The organism is Brachybacterium tyrofermentans, assembly GCF_039526165.1.
In the GTDB taxonomy this organism is placed as follows: domain Bacteria; phylum Actinomycetota; class Actinomycetes; order Actinomycetales; family Dermabacteraceae; genus Brachybacterium; species Brachybacterium tyrofermentans.
In genome coordinates this window covers 116,569-131,605 of record NZ_BAAAIR010000033.1, presented here as the reverse complement: position 1 = coordinate 131,605, position 15,037 = coordinate 116,569, and the positions used below count along the sequence as shown (strand labels likewise).

The window sequence follows — 15,037 nt, the reverse complement described above, 5'->3', positions numbered from 1 at the left end:
TCGGGTAGGGCCGACTGTCCCTCCTGATCAGTCCTCGTCGGGTGCGTTCGATCGTGCCGGCCCGCTGAACGAGCCGTCGGCCGCCCGGATCCCTGACCCCAGCCTGAACGGAGTTCCATCGTGAAGACCGAGGACGAGCCGCCCACTCCCGGAGAACGACCCTCTCCCGGAGAACGACCCGCTCCCGGGACGCGGCCGGGCCGGCGCGGCGGCGAGCTCTTGCGAAGCATCGACTACGCGCGACCGAAGTACCCCCATGACATCCATCCGGCTCTCGTGCCGGGCATCGCCATCGACGACCAGCGTCGCCGCTACAGCGTGGACAAGCTCGTCTTCGGTGTCGCCGGGGTCCTCACGGTGGCCTTCGTGATCTGGGGGATCGTCGATCCCGCGGGCGTGGGCGAGGTCGCGGACATCGCCTACGGCTGGACCATGGCTCATCTCGGGTGGCTGTTCAACGCGGTCGCCACGGTGGTGCTGGTCGCCCTGCTGATCCTGGCTTTCTCCCGGTACGGGAAGATCCCGCTGGGCAAGGACGGGGAGAAGCCGGAGTTCTCCACCTTCTCCTGGGTCGCGATGCTGTTCGCCGCCGGCCTCGGTATCGGTGTGATGTTCTGGGGGCCCTCCGAGCCGCTGACGTACTTCATCACCCCGCCGCCGCTCACGAACGATCCCGAATCAGTCGAAGCCCTGCATCAGGCGCTCGCGCAGACGTATTACCACTGGGGCTTCCATGCCTGGGCGATGTACGCCCTGGTGGGCGGTGCCGTGGCCTACGCCGCGTATCGGCGCGGGCGCTCCCTGCTGATGTCCTCGATCTTCGAGCGCCTGTTCGGCAAGCGGCTCACCGAGGGCTGGGCCGGCCAGCTGGTGGACATCTTCGCGATCATCGCGACCCTGTTCGGCACCGCCGCCGCACTCGGGATCGCCGTGCTGCAGATCGGTCAGGGCGTGGTGATCGTCTCCGGTGCCTCGGAGCTGACCAACACCGCGATGATCCTGATCATCGCGGTCCTCTCGGTCGGCTTCGTGATCTCGGCCGTCTCCGGGGTCTCGCGCGGCATCCGCTACCTCTCGAACATCAACATCGTGCTCACGATCGGCTTCGCCGGGATGCTGTTCATCCTCGGCCCGACGCTGTTCCTGCTGAACCTGCTGCCCTCGGGCGTCATGCAGTACATCGGCTCCCTCTTCGAGATGATGGCGCGTTCGGCCTCCTGGGGTTCGGACACGCTGGAGTTCCAGTCCGCCTGGACCGTCTACTACTGGGCCTGGTGGATCTCCTGGTCGCCCTTCGTGGGCATCTTCATCGCCCGCATCTCCCGGGGTCGCACGATCCGCCAGTTCCTGCTCGGCGTCATCCTCATCCCCTCCTCGCTGCTGTTCGTGGCCTACGGGATCATGGGTGGCACCGCGATCTCCATGTATCGCGACGGGAAGCTGGGCGAGATGGACTCGGTGAAGCCGGCGGAGGTGCTGTTCTCGATGGTGGCGAACCTGCCCTTCTCCGGGTTCCTTCCGATCCTGATCATGGCGATCCTGGCGATCTTCTTCGTCACCGCAGCAGATTCCGCCTCCGTGGTGATGGGCATCCTCACCACGCGGGGAAGTCAGAACCCGCCCAAGCTGATCGTCGTGTTCTGGGGCATCGTGATGGGCGGGATCGCCGTGGTCATGCTGCTGCTGGGCGGCGACACCGCCCTGGAGGGGCTGCAGTCGCTGGTGATCATCACGGCGGTGCCCTTCGCCCTGGTCATGCTGCTGATCATCGTGGCCTGGGTCCGTGAGCTGCGCAGTGATCCGCACACCCTGCGCCAGGAGTATGCCGAGGCCGCCGTGAGCAACGCCGTCGTGGACGGCGTGGACCGGTACGACGACGACTTCCGGCTGGAGGTCGTCAAGGCCGAGCCGGGCGAGGGCGCCGGCGCCGGGGTCGACTCCACGCACGCCGACTACACCGACTGGTACCAGCGCACCGACGAGGACGGCGAACCCGTGGGCTTCGACTTCGCGACCGGCGAATGGGCCGACGGCTGGGAGCCGGAGACCGACGACACGACCGCGGACGACACCGACGACACCGACCGCACCGGCCCCGACGGGGCCGAGCAGAACGGAGCACGGTCATGAGACCCAACATCGTGATCATCCAAGCTGACCAGATGGCGGCGCAGGCGCTCGGCGCCTACGGGGACGACGCCGCCCGCACCCCCCATATGGACGCCCTGGCCGCGGACGGCGCAGTGTTCGACCGGGCCTACTGCACCACCCCGCTGTGCGCCCCCTCGCGGGCGTCGATGATGACCGGGCGCATGCCCTCGGACCTCGGCTGCTACGACAACGGCGACGACTTCGCCGCCTCGACCCCGACGTTCGCCCACCACCTGCGCGCCGCCGGGTATCACACGGCACTGGTGGGCCGGATGCACTTCATCGGTCCCGACCAGCACCACGGCTTCGAGCAGCGCCTGACCACCGACGTCTACCCGGCGGATCTGGACATGGTCCCGGATTGGCAGCGGGACCCGGCCGACCGCCTGCAGTGGTACCACGACGCCGACACCGTCCACACGGCCGGGGTCTCCCAGGCAACGGTCCAGCAGGACTTCGATGACGAGGTGGGCTTCCGGACCCTGCGCCACCTCAACGACCGGGTGCGGGCGAACCGCGCCGCCGGCGAGGACATCCCCTTCCTCATGGTCACCAGCTTCATCCACCCCCATGACCCGTACGAGCCGCCGCGCGAGCACTGGGACCGCTTCGCAGAGGGCGACATCCCCGCCCCGAAGCACCCGGAGGTGCCCGACGCCTCCCAGGACCCGCACACCCACCGTCTGCGGGCGATGAGCGGCTTCGACCAGCGGGAGACCACCGCCGCAGAGGTGGCCCGTGCCCGTCGCTCCTACTACGCGGCCGTCAGCTACATCGACGACCACGTGGGACGGATCCAGGAGCGGCTGGAGTCACTGGGGCTGCTGGAGAACACGGTCATCGTGGTCACCAGCGACCACGGCGACATGCTGGGGGAGAAGGGCCTGTGGTACAAGATGTCGCCCTATGAGGAGTCCGCGCGCGTGCCGCTGATCCTCCACGGTCCGGAGCACCTGGTCGAGCGCGGGCGCTATGCGAACCCCGTCTCCCTGCTGGACCTGATGCCGACCCTGCTCGAGCTGGCAGGCGCCCCGGAGGAGGCCGCCGCGCCCGTCGCCGAGGGTGCCTCACCAGGGTCCAGCGCTGCCGAGACCCGGCGCGGGCTCTCGCTGCTGGAATCCGCACGCCGGGAGGCGAGCGGCGCGGCCGGCCCCGAGGACCGCGGCATCCTCATGGAGTACCTCGCCGAGGGCACTCTTCGCCCCCAGGTGACCCTGGTGCGCGGGCAGTACAAGTACGTGATCTGCCCCGGTGACCCCGACCAGCTGTTCGACCTGGTCGCCGATCCTCACGAGCTGCGCAATGTCGCCGCCGACGCCGAGCACGCTGACCTCGTCGGCAGCCTGCGCGAGGAGCTCATGGCGCAGTACGGCCTGGACACCCTCGAGGAGGACATCCTGGCCAGCCAGGCTCGCCGCCGCCTGGTCGCCATGGCGCTCCAGCAGGGCCGGGTGCGCCACTGGGACTACGAGCCCGACCCCGAGCAGCGCTATGTGCGCGGGGACTTCTGGTCGGCTCTGGCCTTCGGGCAGATCCGGGACGTGGAGCCCGTCGCGACGGAGCAGTAGCGATGACTGCTGCCGGAGCTCTCCGCCAGGAGCAGTCGAGCCGGCGCCATCGGCTTCGGCGCGGTCAGCTCGTGCACGGTCGGCTCCGGTGCCGTCAGCTCCGGCGCCAGGGCCCCATCCGGGCCTTGAGCGCCCAGAAGAGCATCCTCGACGTGGCGACCGGGCCGTAGCGGACCCCGTCGGCGTAGGGCTTGTCGGAGCGCAGCGTGGCGTCGGCTCCTCCATCGACGAAGACGATCTGCCCGGCCATGAAGGAGTTCTCCTCGCTGATCATCCAGGAGATGGCGTCGGCGATCGCCTGGACGGGACCCGGGAAGCCGAGCGGCTGGGGGAGCGCGGTGCTGAGCACCCGGTCCCGCGCAGAATCCTGCGGGGGATCGGCGCTCAGCGTCTCCCGGACCGTGTCGTTCTCGACGATCCCGGGAGCGATGACGTTCAGGACCACGCCGGTTCCCGCCCAGTCCTCGCCGGTCGCCGACTGGCGGACCCACCGGTTCAGGGCGATCTTCGAGGATCGATACAGCACGCCGCCGCGCCCGCTGGAGAGGAGCTGCTCCGCCGTGGCGACCGCCGCGGCCTCGTCGCCGCGCAGGCAGGCGCGGATGACGGCGTCGTCCCCGGCCGACAGGGACGCCGCCGAGGAGACCACGACGACGCGCGGGGTCGGCTTCTTGCGCAGTGACGTCCGCAGGCCTGCGAGCACGGCGAGGGTCCCGAAGTAGTTGACACGGACCGCCTCCGTCGAGGCAGTGGCGACCCCGGCGACCAGCGCCAGGCCGTCGATGCCGCCCGGCGCGAGCCGGAGGATCCCGTCGACGAGCTGATCGCGGCCCGCGTCGTCACCGAGGTCTGCGCGGACATCGACGTCCGGGCCGAGGCCGCAGCTGATCACCCGGGCCCCGCGCCGCCGCAGGGTGCTCGCGGTGAGCGCACCGATGCCGCTGTCAGCACCGGTGACGACGTAGGTCCGGCCCTCGTGGAGGGTCATGTCGGCTCCTGGTCCAGAGGTGCGCCCGCGGGATCGCAGGGCGTCCGTCTCCTGAGGCTACGCTCGGCCTCGCCCCGGCACCATGGCCGTCGTGCGGCCGCATAGTCCCCGCGGCAGCAGCCGCCCCACCCTGGCGTCAGGCACCACTGCTCGATACGTTGACCGTATGACAACGCGACGAGCACGGGCCGGAGCATTCACAGCGGGGGTGCTGTGCGCCAACAGCCTCCCGCACCTGGCCACGGCGGTGACCGGTCGCCGCCACCTCACACCGATCGGGGGCGCGCAGTCCGCGCCATGGATCAACGCGGCGTGGGGCACGGCCAATCTGCTCGCGGGCCTCGCTCTGGCGCGACGGGTCGCCGGGGGAGAGGGACGCTGGGACTCCCGCTTGGTCGCGTTCGACCTGGGCGCCGCCGCCTTCGCCACCTGGATGGCGAGCAGCGAGGCCGCGATGCGGGTGAACTGGCACGGGAAGGACGACCGGTGAGAGAGGCGCCGTCCCTCAGCTGAACGGGATGCCGCGCGGACCGAGATCCCGTGCTCGGCCCCTCCCGGAGGGATCAGGCCCGTCGGCTGCGGCGCAGCATCCAGAAGCCCGCGGCGAGGGCCGCGAGGGCGAGAGCGCCCGTGCCGGCGAGCTCCGTCCCGGTCTGGGCCAGCGACTGCTGTGGGTCAGTTCCGGAGCTGCTCGAAGCCGTCTCTGCGGGAGCTGAACCCGAGGAGTCCGTGCCGGCGTTCTCGCCGGTCGACGGGGACTCCCCGGAGTCGCCGCTGCGGCCGGGGTCTCCGTTGCTGTCAGTGGGCATCGACTCGTCCTCAGGGACGCCCGGGACGCCGCTGAGGTCTGTGTCGTCGACGGTCACCGGATCCTCGCCCGCGCCGTGACCGGGCTGCGGCTCCCCGCGGTCGATCGGGTCGAGCTCCCCACCGGTGACGGGGTCGGTCCCCCCACCCGTTCCCGGCTCCGTCTCCCCACCGGTTCCCGGCTCCGTCCCGTCGCCAGTCCCGGGCACCGTCTCGCCACCGGTCCCGGGATCCGTGTCCTCGCCCGTTCCCGGAGCCGCGTCGTCCTCGGGCGCGCAGTCGAGCCCGGTCAGCTCCGTGCCGCGCAGGGAATGACCGTCGGCGTTCGCGTCATCGGCGAAGAAGAGGCGCAGAGCCCCGTCGGTGCACGTCTCCCAGGGGGCGATCGCAACGCCCTCGTTGGCCAGGTTCTCCATCCCCGCGGGCCGGGCGTATCGCGGGGATGCGGTGACCTCATCGGCCCGCAGGTCGTAGGTGACCGACTCACCCTCGCAGGCCTCGTCGCAGAAGGCCCACAACGTGCCGGTGGCCTCCTGCAGATCCAGTGCCATCACCCCGTCGAAGGGGGAGGCGAGGGTGGCGACCAGCTCCGTGGAGCCGTCGCCCATGAGTGCCACGGCGTAGACGTCGCCCGTCGCTTCGAGCGCCACGAAGGCGTAGGCCTCCGCGCCCGCAGGGACCTCCCCGCCGAGGTTCTCCAGGTCGCTCGCAGAACCGACCTCGATGGCCTCCAGGCCGGCGTTGGCGTCGGTTGCAGGAAGCACGGAGGTCAGGTCCCACTCGGCCTCGGCGACCAGCTCGTCGGCGTCTGCACCCTCGGCCGGGTCGAAGCGCAGCACGGCATTGTGGCTGGTGCCGCCTTCGTCGTTGTCGCGCTCGATCGACTGGTAGAGCTTGCCATCAGGACCGTAGGAGATGCCTTCGCCGTCCGGGGTGCCTTCGCCGCCGGGGAAGCGGGCAGGGATCCCACCGGCGGGCCAGCCCTCGGAGCCGACGAAGGTGCCGCCCGCGCCCTCCACCAGGCGGGAGATCTGCCCGGCGTCGTTGGTGGACGCCCAGAGCACCATCTCGCCGTCGATCATCGCGGCGTCCAGGCCGGAGAGATCCTCGGCCCAGGTGTTCTCGCCATCCAGCACGGCGACCTCCCCAGAGGTCGGCAGCGCCGCAGCCGCTTCGGGCTCGATGCAGTCGTTCGCCCCTCCCGGGGTGGCACTGGCCTGCGTGACGAGCTCGCCCTCGCACAGGCCGAAGCTGGGGGAGACGTGCGCGGTCCAGGAGGCCTCGTCCAGCAGTGCACCGTCCGGAGCGAACAGGCGCGCCGCGTCCTCGCCGCCCAGGCCGAATCCGAGTTCCTCGCCGGTGACCAGGAGCAGGCCCCCGGCTTCGAGCGTGGTGCTTTCGGGGATCTCGTAGGCGTGGTCGTCCTCGGCGTCCTTGAGCATGTACCCGCCCAGGTCCGCCTGCTCGTCGCCGACGTTGCGCAGCTCGACGAAGTCCTCGCCCTGCGAGCTGATCTCGTGGATGACCACGGGGGCGGCGCAGTTGTTGGCGGCGCCCTTGCTGGTGATCGTGCTGAGCTCGAAGCCTCCGGCTGCGTCCGGGCAGCGCTGCAGGGACGGCGTCGCGTGGGTGTCCTCGGGCCAGTCGGCGGTGTCGACCAGCGTGCCGGCGGGGGAGAACAGGCGGGCCATGTCCCCCTTGCCCAGCCCGAAGCCCAGCTCGTCGCGATCCACGACCACGTACTGGCCGGGCTCGATGACGGTACCGCCGGCGAACACCGAGGGCTCCTTGGTGTCGTCGTCATCGAGCAGGTACCAGTCGGAGATATCCACGGCTTCGGCGCCGATGTTGGTCAGCTCCACCCAGTCGTCCGGTGTGCCGGCGTTGGAGACGACTTCGTTGATGACCACCGAGCCGTCACCCGGGACCGGCTCGGCCGGTTCCTGATCGGCGGGGTCCTCTGGGCCCAGGGGCGCGGAGTTCTCGGTGCCCTTGGTGGTCTCCGCGGACGTGACCAGTTCGCCGTCCACCACGATGTAGGTGGTCGCGGCGTGCCCGTCCCAGGCGACGGCGTCGACCTCGGTGGTGCCGTCGGGGAGGTACAGGCGCGCCTGATCGGCCTTGCCCAGGCCGAAGTCGAAGCCGCCGTCCCCGTCGGTCTCCTCGCCCTCGAGGACCAGACGCTCACCGGGGGCGATCGTGGTGCCCGCGGGGACGGTCCAGTCGCGGTCGTCCTTGTCGTCGCGCAGGAACCAGCCGGTCAGGTCCACCTCCTCGGCGCCGTTGTTGACCAGCTCGACCCAGTCGGCGCCGTCGCCGGAGGATTCGATCTCGCTGACGCGGATGTCGTCGATCGGTGCGGCGGAGGCCGAGGTGAGGCCGAGACCCAGACCGGCAGGGACAGCGAGCAGGGGAGCAGCGAGAGCGAGGGCGGAGGCTCGACGGGCAGTGCGGGGGCAGCGGCGCACGGGCGCTCCTCTGATCGGGGCATGACGGGGACCTCGATATCCGATCACCGCTGCATGAACGGCGCGGGACGCTCAGATGGCCGTCACCCGGCGGGGCGGCGTCATGAACCGGACACCCGCGTGCCGCGAGGACCCGCGTGTGAGAACCCGCATGCGACCCGAGGGAATGTCCGTGGAGGGTGAGGAGTTGTCCCGGATATGCGAGCACTCACCTACACCGAATACGGCGACCCCAGCACCCTGTCCGTGGGGGATGCCCCCATGCCGAAGGCCGCGCCCGGCGCTGTCGTGATCCGGGTGGAGCGGGTCTCTGTGAACCCCGTGGACTGGAAGGTGATGTCCGGCGGGCTGGACGGGCTCATCGAGACCATCTTCCCCGTGATCCCCGGCTGGGATGTGGCCGGTGTCGTCGAGTCCGTGGGGCCGGACACCCCGGAGTTCACGCCCGGTGACCGCGTCGCCTCCTACGGCCGCACCGACATCATCCACGGCGGCACCTATGCCGAGTTCGTGGCCCTGCCCGCCACCTCCGTGGCCGCCATCCCCGACGGGGTGGACGTCGACGCCGCCGCGGGGCTGCCGCTCGTGGGCCTGACCGCCCTGCGCAGCCTCGAGACCCTGGAGCTGACCGCAGACGACACGCTGCTGATCCATGCAGCGTCTGGCGGGGTCGGCTACCTCGCCGCGCAGCTGGCGCGCGCGATCGGCGCGACCGTGATCGGCACCGCCTCCGCCCAGAACCACGAGAAGCTGACAGCCATCGGCGTCACTCCGGTGGCCTACGGAGAGGGCCTGGTCGAGCGGGTCCGCGAGGTCGCGCCCGACGGCGTGAGCGCTGTCGCGGACTTCGTGGGCGGGGTCCGGGAGGACACGCTCGCCCTGCTCGCCGACGGTGGCCGGCACGTCTCGATCGCCGATCCCTCGGTCGAGGAGGTCGGCGGGCACTGGGTGTGGGTGCGTCCCGACGGCGCGCGGCTGAGCAGCCTGCTGGAGAAGGTCGCCGCCGGTGCGCTGCGGGTCGAGATCGACCGCACCTTCGCCCTCGCCGACACCGGTCAGGCCTTCGAGGTCAGCATGGCCGGCGCCGCGAACGGGAAGCTGCTCATCGACGTCACCCGCTGAGCCGCATGCGCTGAGAGCGCACCCTGATTCCGGGCACGGCAGTCAGTGGTTCTTTCCGAGAGATGGGAGACCACCGCTGACAGTCCGTCCACGTACGGGGTAGATGAAGGTGGGAGTGGGTGAGTACGTCCGCACTGAGCGGAACTTTCCGCCTCGTTCGGTCGTCCGGTTTGCGGTGGCACCCGAGTATGAGCTGTCCGACGGGGACTTCTTCGACTTGGCACGGACCGAAGAGGCGAAGAAGCCGTCGAAGTCGCAGCTCGCGATCGAGGCGCTGAAAGCAAGCATCCTCGAGGAGGCAGCCCGCGTGACCCGCGGCAACGAGGTCCGCTCCAAACTGTTCTCCGAGCGCATCAACGAACTCATGCTGAAGTACACCAACAAGCAGCTCACCGCCGCCGAGGTCATCGCCCGACTCATCGAGATGGCGCAGGAGGTCAGCCTCGAGACCGATCGCGGAAAGCAGTTCAGCCCGCCCCTCGGCACGGACGAGCTCGCGTTCTTCGACGTGGTCGCCCAGAACCCCTCGGCCATGGATGTCATGGGCGATGACGTGCTCGCCCAGATCGCCCGCGAACTGGTGGCGACCATGCAGCGCGACATCCGCACCGACTGGACGGTGCGCGATGACGTCAAGGCCAAGCTGCGCTCCTCCATCAAGCGACTGCTGCGGAAGTACAAGTACCCGCCGGACCAGCAGAAGGACGCGATCGTGAACGTCATGAGCCAGATGGAGTCGCTCGCTCCGCGGTACGCCGCAGAGCTCGAGTCCGAGAACGGAGCCACGCAGTGAACGGCAAGCAGGTGAGACTGTTCCTCGTCGATGGCAAGCCCGGCGGTCTGATGACCGCCGAGATCGGGAACTGGACAGGGCACGTGCTCCGGGGCAAGCGGCTCGAACTCGGCGAGATCCGAAAGCGCATCGAGGCCAGTCGCACCGGGATCTACATCCTGTTCGGCAGCAACGCCGAGGGTGACGACGTCGCCTACATCGGGGAGAGCGACAACGTCGGCAAACGCCTTGTCGATCATGACTCCAAGAAGGACTTCTGGGACGAGGTCACCATCATCACCTCGAAGGATGCGAACCTCACCAGTGCCCACGTCCGCTACCTCGAATCGCGGTTGGTGAGGATCGCCAAGACCGTCGGCCGGGTCTCCCTGGAGAACGTCCAAGGACCTACCGGCGGTGCCGAGCTCCCGGAGGCCGACGCCTCCGACATGGACTACTTCATCGAGCAGGTACGCATCCTGATGCCCGTTCTCGGCTACGACATCTTCCGCGGCCGCGCGGCATCGGTCCCTGAGCGACCGTCGAAGACTGCTGGGCAGGGAACACTCGGGCTGGAGGACATGGCAGTGGACAGCCCGCAGTTCCGGCTGAGAACGTCCAAGGGCATCGACGCCCAGGCGCAGGTCATCGACGGAGAGTTCACTGTGCTCGAGGGGTCAGTTGTCAGCGCTGCGATGCGCTCCTCCGGAAAGCAGTCGGAGTCGACGGCCAGGCAGTTCGAGAACCGCTCGCTGCAGCACGGAGAGTTGATGAAGAGCGCGGTGCCGCTCGAGAACGGCTCACTGGCGCGACTGACGAAGGACCTCGTCTATTCCTCGCCGTCGGCGGCAGCGTCGGTCGTGCTGGGACGAGCGACCTCCAACGGACGGATCGAGTGGGTCGCAGAGAGCGGCATGAGCTATGGCGCCTGGGAGGTGTCCCAGGCGGAGACGTGAAGTGAGCGTCAGGCTCGAAGGAACGGGACGGCTCATTGCGACGTCGTCCACATCTGCCCCCGTGAAGCGCCGCCAGTCCCTACCATGAGCAGCACGAGCTCCAGAGGGATTCGCGAGACGGGAGGCAACAGAGGATGGCTGTGTACCTCGACATCGCGCCCGATCTCCTTCGCTGGGCCGTCGAGCGAGCTGGTTGGGACGAGCAGACGGCGCTCCAGCGATTCCCCCAGCTCGATGACTGGACTGCCGGGGTACGGCAGCCGACTCTCAAGCAGCTGGAGAAGTTCGCGCACGCAACCCATGCGCCGTTCGGGCAGCTGTTCCTCCCCGAGCCGCCCATCGAGCCGTTGCCGATGCCGGACCTGCGCACGATCAAGGACGCGGCGGTCCGACGGCCCTCCGCCGATCTCCTGGACACGATCTACCTCTGCCAGGAACGGCAGGACTGGTACCGCGACTTCGCAGCGGAGAACGGCCTCGACCCTGTGGGCTACATCGGCTCTGTCAGTATCGAGGACGCTCCCGCGACGGTTGCGCACCGGATGCACGTACTCCTCGGTGACGCGAACCCTGGACATGCCGTGAGTAGCTGGTCGGCGACGTTCCGTCGACTGGTCGACCGCATCGAGGCCTCCGGTGCCCTCGTGATGGTGAGCGGGGTCGTCGGGGCGAACACTCATCGCGTGCTGGATCCTGGAGAATTCCGAGGTTTCGCCCTGGCAGACGAGATCGCACCGCTCGTCTACGTCAATGGTGCAGATACCAAAGCGGCCCAGATCTTCACCCTGATCCACGAGTTCGCGCATCTCTGGCTGGGTGGCAGCGCTCTCTCTGATGCGAATGTCGCTGAGCGCTCTGTGAACACGACGGAGCGCTGGTGCAACGATGTCGCTGCGGAATTCCTGGTGCCGGTCGACCTCCTGAGAGCGGAATACCGGGGCGATGCCTCCCCTGAAGCACTCGACGAGCTCGCTCGCCAGTTCTCCGTCAGCACGCTCGTCGTGCTGCGTCGCATAGCAGATGCAGGATTCTTGGCCTGGGCCGACTTCCGTGCGCGGTACATCGACGAAGAGCGTCGAGTCCTGGCCAAACTCGCCGAGGTGCGTGAGGCCGGCGGGGGAGGGAACTACTACAACACTCAGCCGCTGAGGCTGAGCCGGCAGTTCGCTCGATCGGTCATCGAGAGCACCCACGAGGGGAGCACCCGATACCGGGACGCCTATCAGCTCCTCGGCCTGACGAAGCACAGCACGTTCGAAGGGCTCGCAGACCAACTCGGGGCCCGTTGATGTACCTCGTCGACGCGAACATCTTGATCGAGGCGAAGAACAGGTACTACGCCTTCGACATCGCACCGGGGTTCTGGGAGTGGCTGGACCGGGCTCATCGGCAGGGTGTCACCTGCAGTATCGACTCCGTTCGTGACGAGCTCCTTCGCGGGGACGACGAGCTGACCGGATGGGCCGCTGCTCATCGAGACTTCTTCCGTCCCCTCGACCAACGGACCACGACTCATTTCGGTGCGCTCACGGCCTGGGTCACCGCGCAGGGATACCGGCCTTCCGCCATCAACGCGTTCACGGGAAAGGACGCTGACTTCCAGCTGATCGCTTTCGCGGTGGAGCACGGGTTCACCGTGGCGACGCATGAGAGGCCCAAGCCCAATGCGCGCAAGCGAGTGCTGATCCCGGACGTCTGTGTCGCCATGGGCGTTCCGACCGTCGACACCTTCGACATGATGCGTGCGACCGGTGCCAGCCTCCATCTCGCGTTGGCACCATTCGATGACGGAGCCCTCGTAGCACCTACTCTTCCAGGTCTCGAATGACGCTCGCAGGTGCCCGCGGTTCATCGCTGGCTTCGGCGCATTTCGTACTGGCTGGCGCGCAGATCGGGCACATCATCCGGGGGTGTCGGCCGGGCTGTTTCCGTGACGTCCTCGACTCGCCCCATCCAGGGCGGCGAGAACAATCGCGACGGCATCGTCGGGGGAGTCGGCGTCGAGGAGCGTCGGAGAGGGCTCGCCGGGCACTCCGATCACCCAGCGCGCGGCCGCCCCTTCGATGACCCTCGCGACGATGAGCATGCCAGCGCCGGGACGGCGAATACGCAGCAGCGGACGGTGCTCATCAGGGACCATCGCGTCGGCGAGCTCCGGCCGAGCCGAGACCAGACCGTGCTGAATCAGGTCGCGCTCGAGCCGGTCGCCGAACGAATCGGCCATATCAGGAGTGAGATGCATGGGTGTCCTTCAACAAGGGGGACGGTCCCGCGTGACGCCCTCATCGGGAGTGCTGCGGGCAGAAGATCGGTGGCTGCAGACAGATGAGCGGCGCACGATCTGATGATGCGACAGCGGGCGAAAGAACCCGGCTGCGACCGTTGATAAGTCTTGCTATCCCGGAAGATGGCATCAGATTGAGTGAGGACGCCGAAGCTGAGGTCAGCGCAGTGCTCGGCGGGAACACAGAAGCGCCCTGGACACCTCCACGGTGCCCAGGGCGCTCATCGGTGCAGGATCAGGCGCTCTGCATGTGCCGAATCAGCTCTGCTGCTCGCCGCGGATCAGCTCCGCCGCGCGCTCGCCGATCAGCATCGTGGTGATGTTGGGGTTCACGGCGACCAGCTGCGGCATGACCGAGCCGTCGACCACGCGCAGGCCCGTCACGCCCTTGACCCGCAGCTGCGGATCCAGGGGCGACATGTCGTCGTCCACCGCGCCCATCCGGCACGAGCCGGCGGGGTGGTAGACGGTGTTGTGGGTCGTGGAGACGTAGTCCGCGATCTCCTCGTCGCTCTGCACGTTCTCGCCGGGGAACAGCTCTCGGCCTCGGTAGGCGTCCATGCCGGGCTGCGAGACGATCTCGCGGGCCTTGCGGATACCGGCGACCGCCACGCGCATGTCGTGGCCCTCGGGATCGGTGAAGTACCGCGGATCGACCCGCGGCTTGTCGCGGTAGTCGATCGTGCGCAGGCGCACCGTGCCGCGCGAGCGGGCGTGGGTGACGTTCGGCGTGAGCGCGAAGGACTCCGGCGAGGTGGGGTAGCCCTGACGGCGGGTGTGCATGTCGAAGGGCACCGAACCGTAGTGCATCATCAGGTCCGGCAGGTCCAGGCCCTCCTGCGTGGGGGAGAAGATCCCGATCTCCCACCACTGCGTGGACTCGCGTGTCATCTTCTGGGTGGACTCCCAGGAGATCACGGCCTCGGGGTGGTCCTGCAGGTTCGAGCCGACACCGGGGGAGTCGACGCGCACCTCGATGCCCACCTCGCGCAGGTGATCCGCCGGGCCGATGCCCGAGAGCATCAGCAGCTTGGGGGAGTCGATCGCGCCGGCGGAGAGGATGACCTCGCGCCGAGCGTGCATGATCGAGGAGCGGTCGAAGGCGTTGTCGATGTACTCCACGCCCGTGGCCCGCTGCTCCTCGTCGAAGAGCACCCGCATGACCTGCAGACCGGTGAGGACGTGCAGGTTCTCCCGCTCCAGGTTCGGGTGCAGGTAGGACACGGACGAGGAGGCCCGCGTGCCGTCGGCCTGCCGGTTCACCTGGAACCAGTTCGCGCCGTTGACGACGGTCTCGAAGTCGTTGAACGTGGCCGTGGGGATGCCGGCCTGCTCGCAGGCCTCCAGCAGGGCGACGCCCACCGGATCCTCGGGCGGCACGTCCATGAGGTGCACGGGACCGTCGGTGCCGTGGCCCTCGCCGGTGCGGGACATGTTCGTCTCGAGCCGCGCGATCAGCGGCATGATCGTCTCGGCGTTCCAGCCCTCGGCACCGAGCTGCTCCCACTGGTCCATGTCCTCCGCCGGCGGATGGAAGGCGATGCACGAGTTGTGGGAGGAGCAGCCGCCCAGCACCTTCGCGCGCGCATGGCGCATGAAGGAGTTGCCGTTCTCCTGCGGCTCGATCGGGTAGTCCCAGTCCAGCCCGCCCTCGAGCAGCTCGGGCCAGCGCTTGAGCTGCAGCACCTCCTGGTGCTCGAGGTCCGACGGGCCGGCCTCGAGGAGGGCGACGTCGATGCTCGCGTCCTCGCTGAGGCGTGAGGCCAGCGCGGCGCCGGCGGAGCCGCCGCCGACGACGACATAGTCGAATTCGGAGAGAGGGTTCTCGGAGGTGAGGTCATCGGTGGTCATGTCTTCAGCTTCCTGTCGACGGAGGGGACGGAGGTGGGCGCCCGCGAGCGGGAAGACCGCTCGCGGCGGC

The 15,037-nt window shown here is 68.8% G+C and carries 11 protein-coding genes and 1 pseudogene; 8 read left to right on the top strand and 4 right to left on the bottom strand.

Annotation, left to right across the window (positions count from 1 at the left end):
* Positions 1-120: 120 nt before the first annotated feature.
* Positions 121-2,130, top strand: a complete 2,010-nt coding sequence (locus ABD093_RS07395; RefSeq protein WP_425546232.1) for a BCCT family transporter — start codon at positions 121-123, stop codon at positions 2,128-2,130.
* Positions 2,127-3,719, top strand: a complete 1,593-nt coding sequence (gene betC, locus ABD093_RS07390; RefSeq protein WP_343923426.1) for a choline-sulfatase — start codon at positions 2,127-2,129, stop codon at positions 3,717-3,719. The genes ABD093_RS07395 and betC overlap by 4 nt, the downstream gene beginning before the upstream one ends.
* A 94-nt stretch (positions 3,720-3,813) precedes the next feature.
* On the opposite strand, the gene ABD093_RS07385 is transcribed toward betC, so the two are convergent.
* Complete coding sequence (locus tag ABD093_RS07385; RefSeq protein WP_343923424.1) at positions 3,814-4,707, bottom strand: SDR family oxidoreductase; 894 nt, start codon at positions 4,705-4,707, stop codon at positions 3,814-3,816.
* Between the two features lie 166 nt (positions 4,708-4,873).
* Between ABD093_RS07385 and ABD093_RS07380 the strand changes: the two genes are divergently transcribed.
* Positions 4,874-5,197: a hypothetical protein gene (locus ABD093_RS07380; protein ID WP_343923422.1), complete on the top strand. Its 324-nt coding sequence runs from the start codon at positions 4,874-4,876 to the stop codon at positions 5,195-5,197.
* Positions 5,198-5,270: 73 nt separating this feature from the next.
* Here ABD093_RS07380 and ABD093_RS07375 read toward each other — a convergent pair whose 3' ends face one another.
* On the bottom strand, positions 5,271-7,982 hold the full coding sequence (locus tag ABD093_RS07375) for a lamin tail domain-containing protein (RefSeq protein ID WP_343923421.1): 2,712 nt from the start codon (positions 7,980-7,982) through the stop codon (positions 5,271-5,273).
* Positions 7,983-8,180: 198 nt separating this feature from the next.
* On the opposite strand from ABD093_RS07375, the gene ABD093_RS07370 reads away from it, so the two are divergent.
* The 5 genes and pseudogenes from ABD093_RS07370 (at position 8,181) to ABD093_RS07350 (ending at position 12,660) form a co-directional block, all read left to right on the top strand.
* Entirely contained in the window at positions 8,181-9,104 is a 924-nt protein-coding gene (locus tag ABD093_RS07370; protein ID WP_343923420.1) for an NADP-dependent oxidoreductase, read from the top strand.
* A 181-nt stretch (positions 9,105-9,285) separates the two neighbouring features.
* Positions 9,286-9,897: pseudogene (locus ABD093_RS07365) on the top strand (type I restriction enzyme endonuclease domain-containing protein); the annotation flags it as partial.
* Entirely contained in the window at positions 9,894-10,832 is a 939-nt protein-coding gene (locus ABD093_RS07360) for a GIY-YIG nuclease family protein (protein ID WP_343923418.1), read from the top strand. The pseudogene ABD093_RS07365 and the gene ABD093_RS07360, both read left to right, overlap by 4 nt.
* A gap of 134 nt (positions 10,833-10,966) precedes the next feature.
* Positions 10,967-12,121, top strand: a complete 1,155-nt coding sequence (locus ABD093_RS07355) for an ImmA/IrrE family metallo-endopeptidase (RefSeq protein ID WP_343923417.1) — start codon at positions 10,967-10,969, stop codon at positions 12,119-12,121.
* Entirely contained in the window at positions 12,121-12,660 is a 540-nt protein-coding gene (locus ABD093_RS07350) for a DUF4411 family protein (protein ID WP_343923416.1), read from the top strand. Before ABD093_RS07355 ends, ABD093_RS07350 begins: the two co-directional genes overlap by 1 nt.
* Positions 12,661-12,732: 72 nt before the next feature.
* On the opposite strand, the gene ABD093_RS07345 is transcribed toward ABD093_RS07350, so the two are convergent.
* Positions 12,733-13,074 carry a hypothetical protein gene (locus ABD093_RS07345; protein WP_343923415.1) on the bottom strand — a complete coding sequence of 114 codons (342 nt, stop codon included), beginning with the start codon at positions 13,072-13,074 and terminating at the stop codon, positions 12,733-12,735.
* Positions 13,075-13,374: 300 nt separating this feature from the next.
* Entirely contained in the window at positions 13,375-14,967 is a 1,593-nt protein-coding gene (locus ABD093_RS07340; protein ID WP_193117905.1) for a GMC family oxidoreductase, read from the bottom strand.
* Between the last annotated feature and the right edge of the window lie 70 nt (positions 14,968-15,037).

Coding starts and splice junctions, on each gene's coding strand:
- betC (WP_343923426.1), top strand. CDS start 2,127: ATGAGACCCAACATCGTGATCATCCAAGCTGACCAGATGGCGGCGCAG.
- ABD093_RS07385 (WP_343923424.1), bottom strand. CDS start 4,707: ATGACCCTCCACGAGGGCCGGACCTACGTCGTCACCGGTGCTGACAGC.
- ABD093_RS07380 (WP_343923422.1), top strand. CDS start 4,874: ATGACAACGCGACGAGCACGGGCCGGAGCATTCACAGCGGGGGTGCTG.
- ABD093_RS07370 (WP_343923420.1), top strand. CDS start 8,181: ATGCGAGCACTCACCTACACCGAATACGGCGACCCCAGCACCCTGTCC.
- ABD093_RS07355 (WP_343923417.1), top strand. CDS start 10,967: ATGGCTGTGTACCTCGACATCGCGCCCGATCTCCTTCGCTGGGCCGTC.
- ABD093_RS07350 (WP_343923416.1), top strand. CDS start 12,121: ATGTACCTCGTCGACGCGAACATCTTGATCGAGGCGAAGAACAGGTAC.
- ABD093_RS07345 (WP_343923415.1), bottom strand. CDS start 13,074: ATGCATCTCACTCCTGATATGGCCGATTCGTTCGGCGACCGGCTCGAG.
- ABD093_RS07340 (WP_193117905.1), bottom strand. CDS start 14,967: ATGACCACCGATGACCTCACCTCCGAGAACCCTCTCTCCGAATTCGAC.